At 70.8% G+C, this 18,225-nt stretch carries 17 protein-coding genes and 1 tRNA gene; 8 read left to right on the forward strand and 10 right to left on the reverse strand.

The window, feature by feature from the left end:
* Positions 1-98: 98 nt before the first annotated feature.
* A complete protein-coding gene (locus JYK18_RS08955) occupies positions 99-1,094 on the forward strand; it encodes an AraC family transcriptional regulator (protein ID WP_206801644.1) in 996 nt (331 codons plus the stop codon).
* A 10-nt stretch (positions 1,095-1,104) separates the two neighbouring features.
* Positions 1,105-1,902 (forward strand): EI24 domain-containing protein, encoded by a 798-nt coding sequence (locus JYK18_RS08960; protein ID WP_206801645.1) that lies wholly within the window; start codon positions 1,105-1,107, stop codon positions 1,900-1,902.
* Here the strand turns inward: JYK18_RS08960 and JYK18_RS08965 are convergent.
* From JYK18_RS08965 to JYK18_RS08980, 4 genes are read right to left on the reverse strand one after another with little or no spacing between them, the layout of a single operon-like run.
* The gene (locus JYK18_RS08965; RefSeq protein WP_206804119.1) at positions 1,853-2,473 is read right to left on the reverse strand and encodes an HNH endonuclease family protein; all 621 of its coding nucleotides are present in this window, start codon (positions 2,471-2,473) and stop codon (positions 1,853-1,855) included. The genes JYK18_RS08960 and JYK18_RS08965 overlap by 50 nt on opposite strands.
* 53 nt (positions 2,474-2,526) lie before the next feature.
* Entirely contained in the window at positions 2,527-4,527 is a 2,001-nt protein-coding gene (locus JYK18_RS08970) for an NADPH-dependent 2,4-dienoyl-CoA reductase (protein ID WP_206801646.1), read from the reverse strand.
* Positions 4,524-5,066, reverse strand: a complete 543-nt coding sequence (locus JYK18_RS08975) for a PadR family transcriptional regulator (protein WP_206801647.1) — start codon at positions 5,064-5,066, stop codon at positions 4,524-4,526. Before JYK18_RS08975 ends, JYK18_RS08970 begins: the two co-directional genes overlap by 4 nt.
* Before the next feature lie 37 nt (positions 5,067-5,103).
* Positions 5,104-5,964, reverse strand: a complete 861-nt coding sequence (locus JYK18_RS08980; protein WP_206801648.1) for a LysR family transcriptional regulator — start codon at positions 5,962-5,964, stop codon at positions 5,104-5,106.
* Positions 5,965-6,035: 71 nt separating this feature from the next.
* Here JYK18_RS08980 and JYK18_RS08985 point away from each other — a divergent pair, with 71 nt between their 5' ends.
* From JYK18_RS08985 to JYK18_RS08995, 3 genes are read left to right on the forward strand one after another with little or no spacing between them, the layout of a single operon-like run.
* A complete protein-coding gene (locus JYK18_RS08985) occupies positions 6,036-6,842 on the forward strand; it encodes a PhzF family phenazine biosynthesis protein (protein ID WP_206801649.1) in 807 nt (268 codons plus the stop codon).
* 34 nt (positions 6,843-6,876) lie between these two features.
* A complete protein-coding gene (locus tag JYK18_RS08990; protein ID WP_206801650.1) occupies positions 6,877-7,236 on the forward strand; it encodes a pyridoxamine 5'-phosphate oxidase family protein in 360 nt (119 codons plus the stop codon).
* The gene (locus tag JYK18_RS08995) at positions 7,233-8,021 is read left to right on the forward strand and encodes an arylamine N-acetyltransferase (RefSeq protein ID WP_206801651.1); all 789 of its coding nucleotides are present in this window, start codon (positions 7,233-7,235) and stop codon (positions 8,019-8,021) included. Before JYK18_RS08990 ends, JYK18_RS08995 begins: the two co-directional genes overlap by 4 nt.
* 210 nt (positions 8,022-8,231) lie before the next feature.
* On the opposite strand, the gene JYK18_RS09000 is transcribed toward JYK18_RS08995, so the two are convergent.
* A tRNA-Thr gene (locus JYK18_RS09000) sits at positions 8,232-8,304 on the reverse strand.
* A gap of 23 nt (positions 8,305-8,327) precedes the next feature.
* The gene (locus JYK18_RS09005) at positions 8,328-9,413 is read right to left on the reverse strand and encodes a glutamate--cysteine ligase (protein ID WP_206801652.1); all 1,086 of its coding nucleotides are present in this window, start codon (positions 9,411-9,413) and stop codon (positions 8,328-8,330) included.
* Positions 9,414-9,576: 163 nt separating this feature from the next.
* Between JYK18_RS09005 and JYK18_RS09010 the strand changes: the two genes are divergently transcribed.
* From JYK18_RS09010 to otsB, 3 genes are all read left to right on the forward strand, one after another.
* Positions 9,577-11,100 carry a threonine/serine exporter ThrE family protein gene (locus JYK18_RS09010; protein WP_206801653.1) on the forward strand — a complete coding sequence of 508 codons (1,524 nt, stop codon included), beginning with the start codon at positions 9,577-9,579 and terminating at the stop codon, positions 11,098-11,100.
* A 249-nt stretch (positions 11,101-11,349) separates the two neighbouring features.
* Positions 11,350-12,786 (forward strand): trehalose-6-phosphate synthase, encoded by a 1,437-nt coding sequence (locus tag JYK18_RS09015; RefSeq protein WP_206801654.1) that lies wholly within the window; start codon positions 11,350-11,352, stop codon positions 12,784-12,786.
* A gap of 49 nt (positions 12,787-12,835) precedes the next feature.
* Positions 12,836-15,364: a trehalose-phosphatase gene (gene otsB / locus JYK18_RS09020; RefSeq protein ID WP_206801655.1), complete on the forward strand. Its 2,529-nt coding sequence runs from the start codon at positions 12,836-12,838 to the stop codon at positions 15,362-15,364.
* On the opposite strand, the gene JYK18_RS09025 is transcribed toward otsB, so the two are convergent.
* The 4 genes from JYK18_RS09025 to JYK18_RS09040 form a co-directional block, all read right to left on the reverse strand.
* Positions 15,333-15,962 (reverse strand): dihydrofolate reductase family protein, encoded by a 630-nt coding sequence (locus JYK18_RS09025; RefSeq protein ID WP_206801656.1) that lies wholly within the window; start codon positions 15,960-15,962, stop codon positions 15,333-15,335. The genes otsB and JYK18_RS09025 overlap by 32 nt on opposite strands.
* 77 nt (positions 15,963-16,039) lie before the next feature.
* Positions 16,040-16,312 carry a ubiquitin-like small modifier protein 1 gene (locus JYK18_RS09030; protein WP_307795833.1) on the reverse strand — a complete coding sequence of 91 codons (273 nt, stop codon included), beginning with the start codon at positions 16,310-16,312 and terminating at the stop codon, positions 16,040-16,042.
* Complete coding sequence (locus tag JYK18_RS09035; RefSeq protein ID WP_206801657.1) at positions 16,313-17,392, reverse strand: exo-alpha-sialidase; 1,080 nt, start codon at positions 17,390-17,392, stop codon at positions 16,313-16,315.
* Positions 17,393-17,533: 141 nt separating this feature from the next.
* Complete coding sequence (locus JYK18_RS09040; RefSeq protein WP_206801658.1) at positions 17,534-18,184, reverse strand: C39 family peptidase; 651 nt, start codon at positions 18,182-18,184, stop codon at positions 17,534-17,536.
* Positions 18,185-18,225: the final 41 nt, after the last annotated feature.

Raw genomic sequence — 18,225 nt, forward strand, 5'->3', positions numbered from 1 at the left:
CTTTTTGCCCAGGGGTACAAAATGTTTGTCCATCCGTCCACTTCGGGCGGTACCGGGCAGATCGGACGCATAATGGCGGTGGGGTAGGGAGGTGGGAGATGACGCACCCCTCTTCCGGCGACGGCGCCCCGGTCAGCGCGGTCTACGCGCTCGAGTTCAACTCCGCCAAGGGACCGGTGGAGGGGGACGTCGAGCAGGTGGCCGCCCTGCTGATCGGCCGCGCCAGGGTGGAAGGGGTGTTGTGGGGGCTCAAGCCCAGTTCGGCTCGGATGAGGGTGCGAGCCGGCCTGGGCACGGCGATCGGCTCGGGCAACTACGACCTCGACCGCTGCATCTGGCACGTCAACCCGGACGACGAGGACAGCGAATGGCTGCTGCTCTCGCTGTGCGGTACCGCCGAGCGGACCGTGCTGGTCGACCGGCGGCGGCTGATCGTGCCCGCCGGGCAACTGATGGTGAGCACCTCCTCGATCGCCCACTCCATAGTCCACAATGGACCCAATGAGTGGTGGGCGATCCGGGTGGACGCCGCCGCGGTGCACCTGCCGCACCGCGCGGTCGAGGAGCTGCTGTTCCGGCCGTTGCCGATCGGGGAGGTCCTCACCCGGCTGGTGGTCAACACGCTGCCGGAGCACCCGGCCGACGAACCCGGCGACGAGATCGACGCGGCCGGGTTCGACCACTACCTGACCGGGCTGGCCGAGCTGCTGCTGCGCTCGGTCGGCCCGCGGCTCGGCGCCGCCAGGAGCGGCACCACCCGGCGGCTCGAGGTGGAGCAGTTCATCCTGCGCCACCTCGCCGACCCCGGGCTGTCGGTGAGCTCGGTGGCCAGCGCGCACGCGGTCTCGCGGCGGCGGCTCTACCAGCTGTTCGAGGACACCGGCGAGGGCGGTGGCATCGCCGAGTTCATCCGGCAGTCGCGGATGGAGCGGGCGCGGGAGCTGCTGGCCGACCCGGCGCACCGCGAGGACTCGATCGCCCAGATCGCCGCCCGCTGCGGTTTTGTCAACGCCGCGCACTTCACCAGGCTGTTCCGCGACGCCACCGGCCTCCCACCCGGCGAATACCGCCGCCGACGCCTCGCGGGTGACTAAGCTCGCGCTGGTGGGCAAAACGCTACGTGACTTCGGTGCCGGGGCCGGTCTGCTGGCCAGGGGCTTCGGCCTGATCTTCAGCAACGGCAAACTGTTCCTGCTCGGTGCCGTCCCGGCGCTGCTGACCAGCCTGCTGCTCTTCGGCGGCATCCTGGCGCTCGCGCTGAACGCGGACGACCTGATCACCTGGGCCACCCCGTTCGCCGACGACTGGTCCCAGACCTGGCAGACGATCCTCCGGGTGGCCGCCGGGGTGTCGATCGTGGTCGCCGCGGTGGCCATCTCGCTGCTGCTCTTCTCCGGCCTCACGCTGATCATCGGCGGCCCGTTCTACGAGGCGATCGCCGAGCACGTCGAAGACCACGAACTCGGCGGCGTGCCCGACGCGCACCAGGTCGGCTGGGGCCGCGCCGCCTGGATCGGCCTGCGCGACACCGTGCTGCTGATCCTGCTGGCCATCCTGTTCGGCATCCCGCTGTTCCTGGCCGGCTTCATCCCGGTGCTCGGCCAGACCGTGGTGCCGGTCCTCGCCGCGCTGGTCGGCGCCTGGCTGCTGGCGCTGGAGCTGACCGCGATCCCGTTCACCCGGCGCGGGCTCACCCTCAAGACCCGCCGCCGCACGCTCGGGCGCAAGCGTGCGATGACGCTCGGCTTCGCGACCCCGGCCTACCTGCTCTGCCTGATCCCGCTCGCCGGCATCGTGGTGCTGCCCGCGGCGATGGCGGGCGGCACCCTGCTCGCCCACCGCGCGCGGGAGTTCAGCACCGGTTCAGCATCTCCGACAGCGCCGTCTTCTCCCGTTCGGTGATCGTCAGCCCGTAGTGGTGCTTGACCTCGATCCAGTCCCCGGCGTAGGTGCACCAGTAGGAGACCAGCGGCGGCTTCCACTCGTCCGGCGCCTTGTCGCTCTTCTGCTGGTTGACGTTGTCGGTGACGGTCAGCAGCTGCGGGCGCTCCAGGTCGTTGGCGAACGCCTCGCGCTGCTCCTTGGTCCACGACCGCGCGCCGCTGACCCAGCTGTGCCCGAGCGGCACCATGTGATCGATGTCCACATCGGACGCCTTGGTCCAGGTCTCCCCGTCGTACGGGCTGGTCCACGAGCCGGAACTGGGCGCGCAGTCCGACCCGGCCTTGACGTCCTTGCCGTCGCGCTTGAGCACCAGCTCGCGGGTGTTGCAGTTGTTCTCGTGCGCGGACCAGTGCGGGTACTGCTCGCGGTCGTACCCGGCCATGCTGCCGCGCTCACCGATCACCAGCTGGTCGAGCAACTGCCGCGGCGGCCCGGCGTCCCCCGCCGGCTGCGCGGGCTCGGTCCGCACCGGGGCGGCGCACGCCGAGACGAAGACCAACAACACCAGCAACACCCACCGCGACCTCATCACGGCCTGGAGTATGCGGCCGGGACCCGCCCCGGCGGTACCGACGCGCCGGGTCAGATCCGCGCAGCGAGCCGGGTGCCCTGCTCGATCGCCCGTTTGGCGTCCAGCTCGGCGGCCACTTCGGCGCCGCCGATCAGGTGCACCGGTAGGCCATCCAGCTGATCGGCCAGTTCCCGCACCGGTTCCTGCCCGGCGCAGACCACCACGGTGTCCACGTCGAGCACCCGCGGCCGTTCGCGCTTGGGCCCGAAGGTCAGGTGCAGGCCCGCGTCGTCGATCCGCTCGTAGTTGACCCCGGTGAGCTGCTCGACGCCCTTGGCCTTCAACGCCGCCCGGTGCACCCAGCCGCTGGTCTTGCCCAGCCCCTTGCCGATGCGTTCGGCCTTGCGCTGCAACAGGTACACCTGGCGCGGTGACGGCTCCGGACGCGCTTCGGTGAGCCCGCCACCGTCCACGCCCCACTCCGCGCGCCACTCGTCGAGGTTCAGCGCGGGCGAGGACGCGTGCGTGAGGAACTCGCTGACGTCCACCCCGATGCCACCGGCCCCGATCACCGCGACCCTGTCCCCCACCGGTTTCCCATGTCGCACGACGTCCACATAGGACAGAACCTTGGGGTGGTCGATGCCGGGGATGGCGGGCACCCTCGGGGTCACGCCGGTGGCCAGCACGACCTCGTCGAACCGGGTCAGCTCGGCCGCGGTGGCGCGGGTGCCCAGGTGCAGCTTCACCCCGGACAGGTCCAGCTGGCGCCGGTAGTACCGGATCGTCTCGGCGAACTCCTCCTTGCCGGGGATCAGCCTGGCGATGCCGAACTGGCCGCCGATCTCGTCGTCCGCCTCGAACAGCTCGACCCGGTGCCCGCGCTGCCCCAGGGTGACCGCGGCGGACAACCCGGCGGGACCGGCGCCGACCACCGCCACGTGCTTGCCGCGCCGCGTGGGCAGCAGCACCAGCTCGGTCTCGCGCCCGGCCCGCGGGTTGACCATGCACGAGACCTTCTTGTGCACGAAGGCGTGGTCGAGGCAGGCCTGGTTGCAGGCGATGCAGGTGTTGATCTCGTCGCTCAGCCCGGCCTCGGCCTTGCGCACCCACTCCGGATCGGCGAGCAGCGGCCGGGCCATCGACACCAGGTCCGCGTCCCCGCGCGCGAGCACTTCCTCGGCCACCTGCGGCATGTTGATCCGGTTCGAGGTGACCACCGGGATGTCCACGTGCGGCTTGAACTTCGCGGTGATGCCGGTGAACGCCGCGCGCGGCACGGAGGTGACGATGGTCGGCACGCGTGCCTCGTGCCAGCCGATCCCGGTGTTGATGATGGTCGCCCCGGCCGCCTCGACCTCCTTGCCCAGCGCGACGATCTCGTCCCAGGTCTGCCCGCCCTCGACGAACTCGGCCATGGACAGGCGGTAGACGATGATGAAGTCGGGCCCGACCGCGGCACGCACGCGGCGCACGATCTCCACCGCGATCCGGCGCCGGTTCTCCGCCGGGCCGCCCCAGCGATCGGTGCGCTTGTTGGTGCGCGGCGCGAGGAACTGGTTGATGAAGTAACCCTCGGAGCCCATGATCTCGACGCCGTCGTACCCGGCTTCCCGCGCCAGCGCGGCGCAGCGGGCGAAGTCGTCGATCTGGCGCCGGATCCCGCGATCGGAGAGCGCGCGCGGCCGGAACGGGTTGATCGGCGCCTTGATCGCCGAGGCCGACACGCTCAGCGGGTGGTAGGCGTACCGGCCGGCGTGCAGGATCTGCAGCGCGATCTTGCCGCCCGCCTCGTGCACCGCGCCGGTGATCCGGCGGTGTCCGCGCGCCTCGGCGTGCGTGGTCAGCTTGGACGCGAACGGCAGCAGCCAGCCCTCGCGGTTCGGCGCGTAACCGCCGGTGATCATCAGGCCGACGCCACCGCGGGCGCGTTCGGCGAAGTACTCGGCGAGCTTGCCGGTGTCGCGCGCCCGGTCCTCGAGCCCGGTGTGCATCGAGCCCATCACCACGCGGTTGCGCAGCGTGGTGAACCCGAGATCGAGCGGGGAGAGCAGGTTCGGGTACTCGCTCATCGGCCATCCCTTTCCAACGCCTCGGCGACCTCGTCGCACCATTCGACGAACGACTGCTCGGCGCGCACGCCGCCACGCAGCACGAGGTACTGGTGGAGGTCCTGGCCGGTGAGCCCGGCCGGGTCCGGGAAGTCGCGCTTCTCGATCTCGCGGTAGACGTCGAGGCGTTCGGCGTGCCGGTCGCGGTGGCGGCGCACCTCGGCCAGCACGGCGGCACCGTCACCGAGGCTGGCACCGCGGACCTTGACCGCCAGTTCGTCGCGCAGGATGGCGGGCTCCCCCGGTTCGGCCAGCCACCGCCGCAGCTCGGCGTGGCCCCGCTCGCTGACCCGGTAGACCTTCTTGTCCGGCCTGCCGTCCTGCGGGACCAGCTCGTTCGACAGCCAGCCCGCCTCGGTCATGCGCTTGAGCACCCGGTAGATCTGCTGGTGGGTGGCGCCCCAGAAGAAGCCGATCGACCGGTCGAACCGGCGGGCCAGCTCGTAGCCGGAGCCGTCCCGTTCGGTCAGCGAAACCAGGATCGCGTGTTCCAGGGCCATGGTTCCGAAGGCTAATATGCAACTGGGTGCATTGCAACTAGGTGCATAGTGTGGTGAGCAGCTCAGCCACCGCCTCGACGGCCGGTGACGCCCACTGGTCGCGGCGGCGCAGCAGCCACAGGTGGTAGCGCTGGATCGACGGCGGCCGGAGCTCGACGAGGCGTCCGGCTTCGAGTTCGGGGGCCACCGTGACGGTGGGCAGGAGGGCGAGGCCGAGGCCCGCCTCCACGCAGCGCTTGACCACCTCGACACCGCCGTAGCGCGGTGGGGCGTCGGCGACCATCTCGGCGAGTTCGTCGTTGTACCCGCAGCCGCGTTCGAGCAGGAGCACGCCGGCTTCGGTGAGTTCGGCGGCGGTGATCGGCCGGGTGCGCGGCAGCGGCGTGTCCGGCGGCGCGACGAGCGAAAGCCGCTGCCGCCCGAGGTCGACGGTGTCCACTGTGGAGTATCGGATGCCGGGTTCGAGGGCGAGCGCGAGATCGGCCTGCCGCTCCCCCAGCGCCTGGACGGCCGGGCGGGTGGCCGCGGGAACCAGGGTGAGGCGGACTTCGGGGAGTTGGCGGGTGATCTCGCGCAGCACGGGCGGCAGCCGGTAGGCACAGACGGACTCGGGTGCGTAGAGCCGCACGGGTCCGGCCGGGCGCTGCTCGGTGAGTTCGGCGAGCATGCGGTCTTCGAGGTCGAGCAGTTGCCGGGCGTGTTCGGCGAGGCGGCCGCCGGCGTGCGTGGGCGTGACCCCGGCGGCGTGACGGTCCAGCAGGCGGGCGCCGGTCAGCCGCTCCAGCGCCTGGACGTGCGCGGTGACGGTGGACTGGGCGAAGGTCAGCTCGCCGGCGGCGGTGGTGATGTTGCCGGTGCGCACCACGGCGAGAAAGCTGCGCAGGAGTCGGGTGTCCATCGGGTTCTCCGATCGTCTGCATCGGAAGTCATCGTTGGACATGATGGCAGGTGTGGCCGCAGGCTGGACGCATGACGAACATCGAGCGGTACACGGCCTTCGACGTAGACGGTGAAGGGGGCAACCCGGCGGGCGTGGTGCTGGACGCCGAGGGCCTGGACGAGGCGCGGATGCTGGAGATCGCCGCGGAACTCGGGTACTCCGAGACGGCGTTCCTGTTCCCGGGGAACCGGATCCGGTACTTCAGCCCGCTGGCCGAGGTCGCGTTCTGCGGGCACGCCACGATCGCGACGGCGGTCGCGCACGCGGAGCGGTTCGGCGTCGGGACGCTGGCCCTGCGGACCGCGGCGGGTGAGGTCGCGGTGGAGACGCGGCACGAGGACGGCAAGCTGCTCGCGACGTTGACCAGCGTCACGCCGTCCGTGCGGGAGGTGACTCCTTCCGTGTTGGGCGAGGCACTGGCGGCGCTGCGCTGGGACGCGTCCGATTTGGACCCGGCGCTGCCGCCGCGAGTGGGCTTCGCCGGTAACCACCACCTGGTGCTGGCGGTGTCGTCCCGGGAACGCCTGGCCGCGCTGGACTACGACTTCGAGGCGCTCGGCGCGTTGATGGCGCGGGAGGACTGGACCACCGTGCAACTGGTTTGGTCCGGCCCGGACGGTTACCACGCCAGGGACCCGTTCCCGCCGGGCGGCGTCTACGAGGACCCGGCGACCGGCGCCGCCGCGGCGGCGTTCGGTGCCTACCTGCGCGAGCAGGGCACCACCGGCCGGATCCGCATCCACCAGGGCGAGGACATGGGCAGGCCGAGCCTGTTGCTGGTGGACATCCCGGCGGACGGCGGCATCTCGGTCAGCGGGACGGCCACTCGCCTCTAGACCTCCAGTGTGGTCGAGGGTGCAGCATCGCGGCATGGACAGCACCGAGAACGCCTGGCTGAGCACGCTCCGCCCGGACGGTTCGCCGCACCTGACGCCGGTGTGGTTCGTGGTACTGGACGAGACCTGGTGGGTGTGCGCGAGCGAGCGTTCGGTGAAGGCGCGCAACATAGCGGCCGACCCGCGGGTGTCGATCGCGCTGGAGCACGGTGACCACCCGGTGGTCGCCGAGGGTTCGGCGAAGATCCACATCCGCCCCTTCCCCGGCGCCGTGGTCGACGCCTTCCAGGCCAAGTACGGCTGGGACATCACCACCCCGTTCGAGGGCGGTGGTGCTCGGGTGCTGTTCGAAATCCCGGTCTCGCGCTGGCTACTGAAGGGACAGGCGCAATGAGTGAATGGCAGCTGGAGGATCTGGACCTCGACGCCTACCTGGCGCGCATCGGGCACGCGCGCGTCGAGCCGTCGGCGGCGGCGTTGCGGTCGCTGCACGAGGCGCACGTGCGGTCCATCCCGTTCGAGAACCTCGACGTGCTCCTCGGTCCACATCCCGGGCTGCGGTTGAAAGTGATCGCCGACAAGCTGGTCCACCGACGACGCGGGGGGTACTGCTACGAGCACGGCCTGCTGTTCGCCGCGGCGCTGGAGCTGCTCGGCTTCGACGTGCGGCGCCGGATGGCGCGGGTGCAGCCCGACAAGAACGGGCCCCGGACCCACATGGTCGTGCTGGTGCGGGTGGCGGGCATCGACCACCTCGCCGACGTCGGCTTCGGTACCGGCTTGGTCACCCCGATGCCCCTGGTCGACGGGCACGAGCAGGACCAGAACGGCTGGCCGCACCGGATCACCCGCGAAGGTCCACTGTGGATCCTGTGGCGCCGGGAGCCCGAGGGCTGGACGCGCCTGCACGCCACCGACGACCTGCCCCAGCACCAGATCGACTACGACGTGTCGAACCACTACATCGCGACAAACCCGAAGTCGCCGTTCAGCGGGCAGCTGGTCGCGATGACGCGAGGTGACCACCTGAGCACCCGCCTGGTCGGCGACACCCTCACCACGGAACACGCCGGCGGCGACCAGACAAAACGGACGATCACCCCAGGTGACCTGCACAAAACCCTGCAGTCACTGGGCATCGACCTCCCGGAGGACCAGGTCACCACCCTGACCCCCTGACCCAGACACCCCCGAGCCGCGCCGATCACCCCAGCGCACACCCGCGAGGTCGCACCGGGTCTCCCCAACGAACATCCGCACCACCGCGAGGTCGCGCCGGTCACTGGGCTGGGCGGCGACAGGCCGCCCAGCGGCATGGCGCTGCCCAGCCCAGTGACCGGATCCCAAGCGACCTCGCCCGCCATGCCGGAGGCATGGCCAACAACAGAGAGCCGACAAGGGGACTCGAACCCCTGACCTGCTGTTTACAAGACAGCTGCTCTACCAACTGAGCTATGTCGGCCTGTGCTCCGGAGTATATAGATGTCACACGCACTGCTCGTCCAGGACGTCGGTCAGGCGGCTCCGCCTGCGGTACGCGGCCAGCTGCCGGTCCGCTCCGCCGCCGGTGGACCGCAGGCGCGCCAGCTGCTCCGACGCGAACTCCAGATCCCCCGTAGCGGTCAGCGTCGAGCGCAGGTTCGCCGCCAGCTCGTCCACGACCGTCCAGATCGGCACCAGTTCACCGCTCTCCGGGTGCAGGCACGAACCGCTGAGCCCGTCGCGCGCGGTGCGCCACAGGTTCGCCCGCAGCACCTCGTCCGGCGTGCTCACCGGTGTCCGGTCGGCCTCGATGTCGCGCAGCGCGAGGGTCACCAACCCCCGGATCAGCACCGCCGCCAGGGTGGCCTCCGCCGCTGACGCCGCCACGTCGCAGATCCGGAACTCCAGCGTCGGCTGGTTTTCGGACAACCGGACGTCCCAGTACAGCATCGCCCGGTCCATCATCGCGCCGCTGCGCAGCATCGCCGCCACGCTGTTCTCGTAGTGCTCCAGCGACACGAACATCGGCGGCGGCCCCGCCGACGGCCAGCGCGACCACAGCACGTGCCGCCAGCTGCGGTACCCGGTCACCGCCCCGCCATCGAACGGCGAATTCGCGGTGAGCGCCAGCAGCACCGGCAGCCACGCCCTGGTGTGGTTGCTGACCCGGACCGCCGTCTCGCGATCGGCTACGCCGATGTGCACGTGACACCCGCAGGTGGCACTCGATCGGGCGATCGCGCCGAACTGGTCGGCCATCCGCCGGTAACGCGGCTTCCGGGTGATCTGGTGCGAGGCCTCCGGCAGCAACGGGGTGCCGCTCGGCAGCAACCGCAGCCCGCGCTCGTGCGCACTGCCCGCCAGGTCGTCCCGCAGCTTGGTCAGGTTGCCGAGCAGCTCCTCCGCCGTCCGGCACACCACGGTGGCGGTCTCCACCTGCGAACTGATCAGCTCCTGCTGCAACTCGCCGCCGTGCTCAGCGGTCCCGCGCACCACCTCGGGCCCGCTCGGGACCAGCTGCCCGTCCGCGTCGACCAGGAAGAACTCCTCCTCGACGCCGAAGGTCAGTTCCTCGTCGCCCAGGGCCATCCAGTGCTCCTTCGCGGGGTCGCCGTGACCCGGCGGGAATACCCGGTTCGGGTGATCCATAACCAACGCGCGGAACGTGGTGGACGCCACTGTTCCGATCATGCAACGGTCAGACCTCCAACGTCGATGGTCCCCGGGAATGACCAGGGAGGTGGACGGGTAGATGAAGATCAACCAGCGTGGCCGGGCGGCGGACCGCAAACGCGGTTGGCAGCTTCTGGAGGCGCCGGCGAACGAGCGACCGCGCAGATCCGGCCGCCGGGTCGAACGCGGTTCCGAGCCGCGCAGCCGGGCCTGGCAGATCCTCGAGGCGGACACCGGCGAGCAGCCGGCGGTCGCGCAGGACAGCGCGATCGGGCCCGCCCTGCCGGACGACGCCAGGGTCAACTTCGTGCTCGACCTCGCCCTGCGCATCGGCGAGGTGCAGATGGCCAGCGGCGCGGGCGCCTCGGACGTCACCGCCACCATCCTGGCGCTGACCTCGGCACTCGGCCTGCCGCACTGCGAGGTCGACGTCATCTTCACCTCGATCACGGTGACCTGCCACCGCGGTTCCGAGCTCTCGCCGGTGACCGCGCTGCGCGTGGTGCGGGCCCGCGGCCTGGACTACAGCCGCCTCACCGACACCGAGAGCCTGGTGCAGCGGATCACCCGCGGCCGCGTCAGCGCCGAGGACGCCTACACCGAACTGCAGGTGATCACCACCCGGCCGCACCCGTACCCCCGCTGGATCTCCACCCTGGCCTGGGGCGGCATGGCCGCGTTCATCTCCCTGCTGATCGGCGGCGACTGGGCGACCGCGCTGATCGCCTTCGTGATCAGCTCGGTGATCGACCGGGTGGGCAGGCTGCTCAACCGGTTCGCCCTGCCGTTCTTCTTCCAGCAGGTGGTCGGCGGGTTCGTCGCGACGCTGGCCGCGGTGCTGGTGGTCAACACGAGCTGGCTGCCGATCGAGAGACCCACCATCGTGGTCGCCGCGGCGATCACCGTGCTGCTGTCCGGGCTGAGCACGGTGTCCGCGGTGCAGGACGCGATCACCGGGTACAACGTCACCGCCGCCGGGCGCACCACCGAGGTGGCGATGATGTCCGCCGGGCTGATCACCGGGGTGGCGCTCGCGCTGAACACCGCGCCGCTGTTCGCCATCGTGCAGAAGACCCCGCCGCCCGCGGTGTACAACAGCACCGCGCTCGACCTGCCGATCATGGTGATCGCCGGGGCCGGCGCGGCCGCCTGCTTCGCCCTGGCGAGCTACTCGCGGCTGCGGTCGCTGCTGATCGCCGCCGCGGCGGGCGCGGTCGGCAGCCTCGGGTACGGCGTGCTCGGCCTGTTCGGCGCGGACCAGATCACCGCCTCCGCGGTCGCGGCCACGCTGGTCGGTTTCTCCGGCGGGGTGCTGGCCCGGCGGTTGAAGGAGACCCCGCTGGTCATCGCGGTCTCCGGGATCACGCCGTTGCTGCCGGGGTTGTCCACCTACCGCGGGCTGTACGAGATGGGCGTGTCGCCGGGCGGTGAGCTGGGCACGCTGATGACCGCGGTGGCGGTCGGCCTGGCGCTGGCCGCGGGCGTGGTGCTCGGCGAGTACTTCGCGCAGCCGGTGCGCACCGGCCTGGGCAGGCTCGAACGGAAGCTGGCCGGCCCCCGGATGGCGGGCCCGCTGCGGCCCAAGTCCGGCCGCCTGGACTGAGTGGTCACCACCGGGAGTAATTCGGGGTCTCGACGGCCCAGCTTCCCGCTGGCCGCACCGCGTCAAGGCCCGAGTACGACTCGGTACGAGGGCCTCGGCGCGGCACGCCCGGCGGAAACCTGGATCCGCCGATACCCACGAATTACTCCCGGTGGCACCCACACGAAACCGCAAGCCGGGTGATCGGGCGGGACATGTCTCACGTTCTCGCCCGGTCCCCGCCGCGCGGGGCGCGATAGTCTGCGGTGCATGACCGAGCCTGTCAGCACGGCCGCCGAATTCGTCGTGGTGGCCAACCGGTTGCCGGTGGACCTCGACCGCTCCGCCGACGGGACGCAGCGCTGGACGGCGAGCCCCGGCGGGCTCGTGTCCGCGCTCGAACCGTTCCTCCGCTCGCGCAAGGGCGCCTGGGTCGGCTGGCCGGGCGTGCCGGACGTGGAGGTCGACGAGTTCTCCGACGACGGCTTGGTGCTGCACCCGGTCACGCTCAGTTCCGACGAGGTGGCCGACTACTACGAAGGCTTCTCCAACGCCACGCTGTGGCCCCTCTACCACGACGTGGTCGCCCGGCCGGTGTTCGACCGGTCGTGGTGGGACAGCTACGTCAAGGTCAACCGCCGGTTCGCCGAGGCCAGCGCGAAGGTGGCCGGCCAGGGCGCGGTCGTCTGGGTGCAGGACTACCAGCTGCAACTGGTCCCCAGCATGCTCCGCGAACTCCGGCCCGACCTGCGGATCGGCTTCTTCCTGCACATCCCGTTCCCGCCGGTCGAGCTGTTCATGCAGCTGCCGTGGCGCGCGGAGATCGTGCGCGGGCTGATCGGCGCCGACCTGGTCGGGTTCCACCGACCGGGTGGTGCGCAGAACTTCCTGTGGCTGGCCCGCCAGCTGATCGGGCTGGAGCCCAGCCGCGGCGCGGTCGGCGTGCGGTCGCGGCCCGGTGTGGTCCAGGTCGGTGACCGGACCGTGCGCGTCGGCGCGTTCCCGATCTCCATCGACGCCGCCGGGCTGGACAACCTCGCGCGCACCAGGAAGGTCGCCGAGCGCGCTGCGGAAATCCGCCGTGACCTGGGCAATCCCAAGACCGTGCTGCTCGGGGTTGACCGCCTCGACTACACCAAGGGCATCGATCTGCGCCTGCAGGCCTTCCACGAACTGCTGCAGGAGGACCGCGTCAAACCGGAGGACGTGGCGTTCATCCAGCTCGCCACGCCGAGCCGTGAACGGGTCGAGCACTACCAGCGCATGCGCGGTGAGATCGAGCAGATGGTCGGCCGGATCAACGGGGAGTTCGCCAGGGTCGGTCACCCGGTCGTGCACTATCTGCACCAATCCGTTGACCGAACGGAACTGGCCGCCTTCTTCTCCGCCGCCGACGTGATGGTGGTGACCCCCTTGCGGGACGGCATGAACCTGGTGTGCAAGGAGTACGTGGCCTGCCGCCACGACCTCGGCGGCACGCTGGTGCTGTCCGAGTTCGCCGGCGCGGCCGCCGAGTTGAGCAGCGCCTTCCTGGTCAACCCGCATGATCTCGACGGGGTTAAGAGCGCTTTGGCGGCTGCCATTACGCTCGACCCGGCCGAGGGAAGACGGAGAATGCGCGCGCTTCGACGTCAGGTCCTCACCCACGACGTCGACCGCTGGGCGCGCTCGTTCCTGGAAGCACTCGGGTCCGAGCCCTCCGCCTGAGAAACTCTCCCAACTCCCATACCCCACGTACTTGCTCCTAGGAGGAGTGTTGACCGCCGAGGCCCTGCCCGCCGAGCTGCGGCGTGCGATCGTGCAGATCGCGCGGACGCCGCGCTTGCTGGTCGCCTGCGACTACGACGGCACGCTGGCTCCGATCACGTCCAACCCGGACGAGGCCCGCCCACTTCCCGAATCGGTCGGTGCCCTGCGATCACTTGCCGGCCTGCACGAAACCACCACCGCGGTCATCTCCGGCCGCGCGCTGCGCGATCTCGCCACGCTGTCCCGGCTCCCGGCCGAAGTCCACCTGGTGGGCAGCCACGGCTCGGAGTTCGACATCGGTTTTGTGCACGCGCTCGACGCGAAGGCCCGCGAACTGCACCGCAGACTCGAAACCGAGCTGGAACAGCTGGTGCTCGATGTTCCAGGTGTTTCCCTGGAAGTGAAGCCGGCCAGCATCGCCGTGCACGTGCGCCGCGCCGAGTACGACGCCGGGCGCCGCGTGCTCGCCGATGTCCACAATGGACCATGCACCTGGCCGGGGGTGACCACCACCGACGGCAAGGAGGTGGTCGAGCTGGCGGTGGTGCAGACGGACAAGGGCCGGGCCCTGGACACCCTGCGCCACCAGGTGAACGCCACCGCCGCGGTGTTCCTCGGCGACGACGTCACCGACGAAAAGGCCTTCGCCCGGTTGTCCGGCCCCGACCTCGGGGTCAAGGTCGGTGACGGGGAAAGCCTTGCCGCCTACCGGGTTCCGGACACCGTCGACGTGGCGACCGTGCTCGCCTTCCTGCTCGAAGAGCGGCGCCACTGGCTCTACGGCGAGCAGGCACCGCCGATCGAGCGCATCTCCATGCTGGCCAGCGAGCGCTCGGTCGCGCTGCTCACCCCGGACGCCAAGCTGACCTGGCTGTGCCACCCCGGGCCCGACGCGCCCGCGGTGTTCGCCGACCTGCTCGGCGGCCCCGGGGCCGGCCACTTCTCGATCAAACCGCACCGCAACGGCCTGCCGCTGGGCCAGCGCTACCTGCCGAACACGATGACCGTGGAGACGCGCTGGTCGCGGCTGCTGGTCACGGACTACCTCGAACCGGACAGCCCGCAGCACCGCACCGACATCGTCCGGGTGATCTCCGGCGAGACCGCGGCGCAGGTGGTCTTCGCGCCGCGGCCCGAATTCGGCGGCGTGCCGGTGCGCCTGGTCACCGAGGAGGACGGGCTGCGGGTGCTGGGCACCTCGGAGCCGATCGTGCTGCGTGCGCCGGGCGTGCGCTGGGAGATCAACTCCGACGGCATGCACGACACCGCGGTCGCGCTGGTCGAGCCCCGCCCGGAGCGCCCGGTGATCCTCGAACTCCGTTGCGGCACCACGGATCTCGGCCCGCACGAACTGTCCGAAATGGACCGCCGGGCCCGGGCCGGGGCGTACTGGAGCGACTGGGCGGCCACCCTGAAGGTGCCGACCGTGCAGCCGGAACTGGTGTCGCGCTCGGCGCTGACCCTGCGCGGGCTGTGCAACACCGACAGCGGCGGCGTGCTCGCGGCGGCGACCACCTCGCTGCCGGAGGAGATCGGCGGCGTCCGCAACTGGGACTACCGCTACTGCTGGATCCGCGACGCCGCGATGACCGTGCGCGAACTGGTCTCGCTCGGCTCGCTGGACGAGGCCGACGGTTACCTGCGCTGGCTGCACGGGGTGCTGGCCACGCTGGCCGGCCCGGAGCGGCTCCACCCGCTGTACACCCTGTCCGGCAGCGTGATCGGTGCCGAAGCGGTGATCGAGTCGCTGCCCGGTTACGCCGGTTCGCGGCCGGTCCGCGTCGGCAACCTGGCGAACCACCAGGTGCAGCTGGACGTGTTCGGCCCGGTGGTCGAGCTGGTGGTCACCCTGGCCGAGACGCGCGGTGAGCTGCGCGACCAGGACTGGCAGATGGTGCGGGCGATGGCCGAGGCGGTCACCCGGCGCTGGAACGAGCCGGACCACGGCATCTGGGAGGAGCGCCACGTGCCGCGGCACCGGGTGTACTCCCGGGTGATGGGCTGGGTGACCATCGACCGCGCGATCAAGCTCGGCGAGATCTACGACCGGGAGATCCCGGCGGGCTGGCCGGAGCTGCGCGACACCATCGCCGCCGACGTGCTCGAGCACGGCTGGAACGACGAGGTGCAGGCGTTCACCACCGCCTACGACGGCACCGACCTGGACGCGGCCTCGCTCTTCGTCGGGCTGACCGGCCTGATCGACCCCAGCGACCAGCGGTTCCAGTCGACCGTGACGGCGATCGAGGCCGAGCTGCGCAGCGGCTCCACGGTCTACCGCTACCACCGCGACGACGGCCTGCCCGGCAGCGAGGGCGGCTTCCACATCTGCGCCGCGTGGCTGGTCGAGGCCTACCTGCTGACCGGCCGCCGCACCGAGGCCGAGGAGCTGTTCGAGCAGCTGGTCGACGCCGCGGGCCCGACCGGTCTGCTGCCCGAGCAGTACGACCCGATCGCCGAGCGCTCGCTGGGGAACCACCCGCAGGCGTACTCGCACATCGGGCTCATCCGGTGCGCGAACCTGCTCGCCCAGTGACGCGATAGGTCAGGTGGGTGATCGCGGTCGCCGACCGCGACTCCACCTGCGCCAGCTCCAGCGCCGGGACCCCGTCGAACAGGCGGGTCCCGGCGCCGAGCGTGAACGGCACGACGTGCAACCGCAGCTCGTCGACCAGCCCGGCGGTGAGGTACTGGTTGATGGTGGTCGCACCGCCGAGGATCAGCACGTCGCCGTCACCGGCCGCCGCGCGGGCCCGCGCCAGCGCGGACTCGATGCCGTCGGTGACGAAGTAGTAGGTGGTGCCGCCCCGCATCGGCTGCGGTTCGCGGGCGTGCCCGGTGAGCACGTAGACCGGCGCGTGGAACGGCGGGTCCTCGCCCCACCAGCCGTTCCACGGCCGGTCCCACTCGCCGCGCACGGGACCGAACATGTTGCGCCCCATGATGAACGCGCTGCCCGCCGCCAGTCTCTCGAGCTCCGCCCGGTTCTCGTCCGGTGTGTCGAACATCCAGGCGTGCAGGCGGTCGCCCGTGCCGTCCCCGCCGTCGGTGCCGAACGGGCGGTCCTCGGTCTGGTCGAGCCCGGCCGAGTACCCGTCCGCCGAAACGGTGATGTCGCAGATGAGCCTGCCCATGGTGGCCTCCTCGTGGCGATGAGCTTTGCCGCTCGTACCGGGGCAGACCCGGCCAGGCGGCAAAACTCATCGCTGCCTCAGCCGCCGGCCACCGAGGGGATGATCATCAGCTCGGTACCGGCGGAGAGCGGGGTGTCGGCACCGGCGAGCCGGCGGCACTCCTCGCCGTCGACGTAGAAGTTGACGTACCGCCGCAGCGCGCCCGACTCGTCCCGCAGCCGCCGTTCCAGCGCGGGGTAGCGGGCACGCAGCTCGTCGAGCACCGCGGTGATGGTGGCGCCGCCGACCTCCAGCACGGTCTGGTCGCCGGCGATCGGGCGCAGCATCGACGGCAGGTGGACCTTGGCCACCTAGATCACCGCGGCCCGCACGCAGAGCACGTCCGGCAGGTGCTCGACCACGCGCTGCCAGTTGTCGCCCTCGTCGGCGCTGGCCCAGACCTCGCCGGAGCGCGAGCCGAAGTACACCCCGGCCGGGTCGGCGTCGTCCACGCACATCGCGTCCCGCAGCACCGCCGAGTAGAAGCCGCTGTCCGGCAGCCCGCCGGACAGCTCGGTCCAGCTGCCGCCGCCGTCCTCGCTGCGGTACACCCGGCAGCGGCCGTCCGGCGGGAAGCGGTGCTCGTCGGCCTGCAGCGGGAAGTTGTAGACCACCTCGGGCTTGTGCGGGTGCACCACCATGGCGAAGCCGAAGTCCGACGGCAGCCCGTCGGCGATCGACTGCCAGCTCTTCGCGTGGTCGTCGCTGCGGTAGACGCCGTGGTGGTTCTGCGCGAACAGCGTGTCCGGGTGGGCCGGGTGCCGCGCCACCTTGTGCACGCACTGGCCGAACTCCGGGTACTCCTCCGGCAGGAACTTGACGTGGATGCCCTGGTTGGCCGGGTTCCAGGTGGCCCCGCCGTCGGTGGTGTCGTAGACGCCGCCGGTGGACATCGCCACGGTGACCCGCTGCGGCTCGGTCGGGTGGGGCAGCACGGTGTGGATGGCCATGCCGCCGAACCCGGGCGTCCACTGTGGACGATGGGGGTGGTCCCAGAGGCCGCGGACCAGCTCGAAGGACCGGCCGCCGTCGGCCGAGCGGAACAACGCGGACGGCTCGACCCCGGCGTAGACCACGTCCGGCTCGGGCGCGGGGGTGAGCTGCCAGACCCGCGCCAGCGCGGCGCCGGTGTCCTCCGGGAAGGCGATCGGCGCCCGCTCCGGCTCCTGCCAGGTGGCGCCGAGGTCGTCGCTGGTGGCCACGCCCGGCCCCCAGTGCTCACTGGTCACCCCGGCGAGCAGGCGGGGCGATCCGGAGCGGGTGTCGATCGCCAGCGCGTAGATGTCGGTCATCGGCAGGTGCGGGCCGGTGACCGTCCAGTCGGCGCGCGAGTTCGAGCTCCTCGCCAGCCAGAGCCCCTTGCGCGTGCCGATCGCGAGCAGCGCTTCCATCAGATGCCTCCCTGTGTGGTTCGGATCACAGCGGGAGAGCTTACGCGCGGGGACCGACAAAACCCGGGCGCCGGAGTTCGCCGGAAGCTAACCACGGCGCCCGGGTGCTGTCGAGCAATTTCACCCCAGCCTGAAACTGTGCTACGCGGAATACCCCTTTGGCGGAATGAGCGTCGCCAATTGGTTGAAGGTGAGCCAGTAGACGCCCTGGCTGAAACCGGCTGAATCGGCGATCTTCACCGTCATGTTGTCACTGTTGTAACCGGTCACGGTGAAGTAGTGGTAAACGGTGTAGTTGGGGTAGCCGGGCGGGTGGTTGTTCGCCGGGGCGACGATGTTCGCCACGATCGGGTAATTGTTGTTGATGTCCAGCACGATGTCGCGCCAGAGCAGGTCGCGCTGGGCCTGCGTCGGCGGGTCGTTGGGCATCTCCTTGGTCTCGTACCAGCCGGTGCCGAGGTTGTTGTTGAGCACCCTGGTGACCTGGCCGATGTGGTCGGTTCCGCCGGTGTGCGTGGGAAGTTGCTGGGCCAGGCTGGCCTGCGTCGGCGGGTTGGCCATGCGTGCGGACAGCGCCATCCTGGTCGCCGCCGGACCGCACCAGTAGCCGGTCTGCTGCCATTCGTGCCGCACGTTGAGTTCGACGACGGCGGGCAGCTGGGAAATGTCGATCTCGGCCGTTTCGGCCGGGCGGGAAGCCGGCGCCGCGGGGGCGGCGTAGGCGAGTGCGGGAGCGGTGCTGATTCCGGCGACCACGGCGGTGAGGACAGCGAGAAGCCTTCGTCTCAACATTTCGGAGTTTCCTTCCCCAGTGCGTTGGCGGTTGGTTTCCG

Origin of the sequence: Amycolatopsis sp. 195334CR (assembly GCF_017309385.1) — a bacterium.
GTDB lineage: Bacteria > Actinomycetota > Actinomycetes > Mycobacteriales > Pseudonocardiaceae > Amycolatopsis.

Coding starts and splice junctions, on each gene's coding strand:
- JYK18_RS09025 (WP_206801656.1), bottom strand. CDS start 15,962: ATGGGCAGGCTCATCTGCGACATCACCGTTTCGGCGGACGGGTACTCG.
- JYK18_RS08970 (WP_206801646.1), bottom strand. CDS start 4,527: ATGAGCGAGTACCCGAACCTGCTCTCCCCGCTCGATCTCGGGTTCACC.
- JYK18_RS08995 (WP_206801651.1), top strand. CDS start 7,233: ATGAGTGAATGGCAGCTGGAGGATCTGGACCTCGACGCCTACCTGGCG.
- JYK18_RS08990 (WP_206801650.1), top strand. CDS start 6,877: ATGGACAGCACCGAGAACGCCTGGCTGAGCACGCTCCGCCCGGACGGT.
- JYK18_RS08980 (WP_206801648.1), bottom strand. CDS start 5,964: ATGGACACCCGACTCCTGCGCAGCTTTCTCGCCGTGGTGCGCACCGGC.
- JYK18_RS09035 (WP_206801657.1), bottom strand. CDS start 17,392: ATGGAAGCGCTGCTCGCGATCGGCACGCGCAAGGGGCTCTGGCTGGCG.
- JYK18_RS08955 (WP_206801644.1), top strand. CDS start 99: ATGACGCACCCCTCTTCCGGCGACGGCGCCCCGGTCAGCGCGGTCTAC.
- JYK18_RS08965 (WP_206804119.1), bottom strand. CDS start 2,473: ATGAGGTCGCGGTGGGTGTTGCTGGTGTTGTTGGTCTTCGTCTCGGCG.
- JYK18_RS09010 (WP_206801653.1), top strand. CDS start 9,577: ATGAAGATCAACCAGCGTGGCCGGGCGGCGGACCGCAAACGCGGTTGG.
- JYK18_RS09040 (WP_206801658.1), bottom strand. CDS start 18,184: ATGTTGAGACGAAGGCTTCTCGCTGTCCTCACCGCCGTGGTCGCCGGA.
- JYK18_RS08985 (WP_206801649.1), top strand. CDS start 6,036: ATGACGAACATCGAGCGGTACACGGCCTTCGACGTAGACGGTGAAGGG.
- JYK18_RS09005 (WP_206801652.1), bottom strand. CDS start 9,413: ATGGCCCTGGGCGACGAGGAACTGACCTTCGGCGTCGAGGAGGAGTTC.
- JYK18_RS09015 (WP_206801654.1), top strand. CDS start 11,350: ATGACCGAGCCTGTCAGCACGGCCGCCGAATTCGTCGTGGTGGCCAAC.
- JYK18_RS08975 (WP_206801647.1), bottom strand. CDS start 5,066: ATGGCCCTGGAACACGCGATCCTGGTTTCGCTGACCGAACGGGACGGC.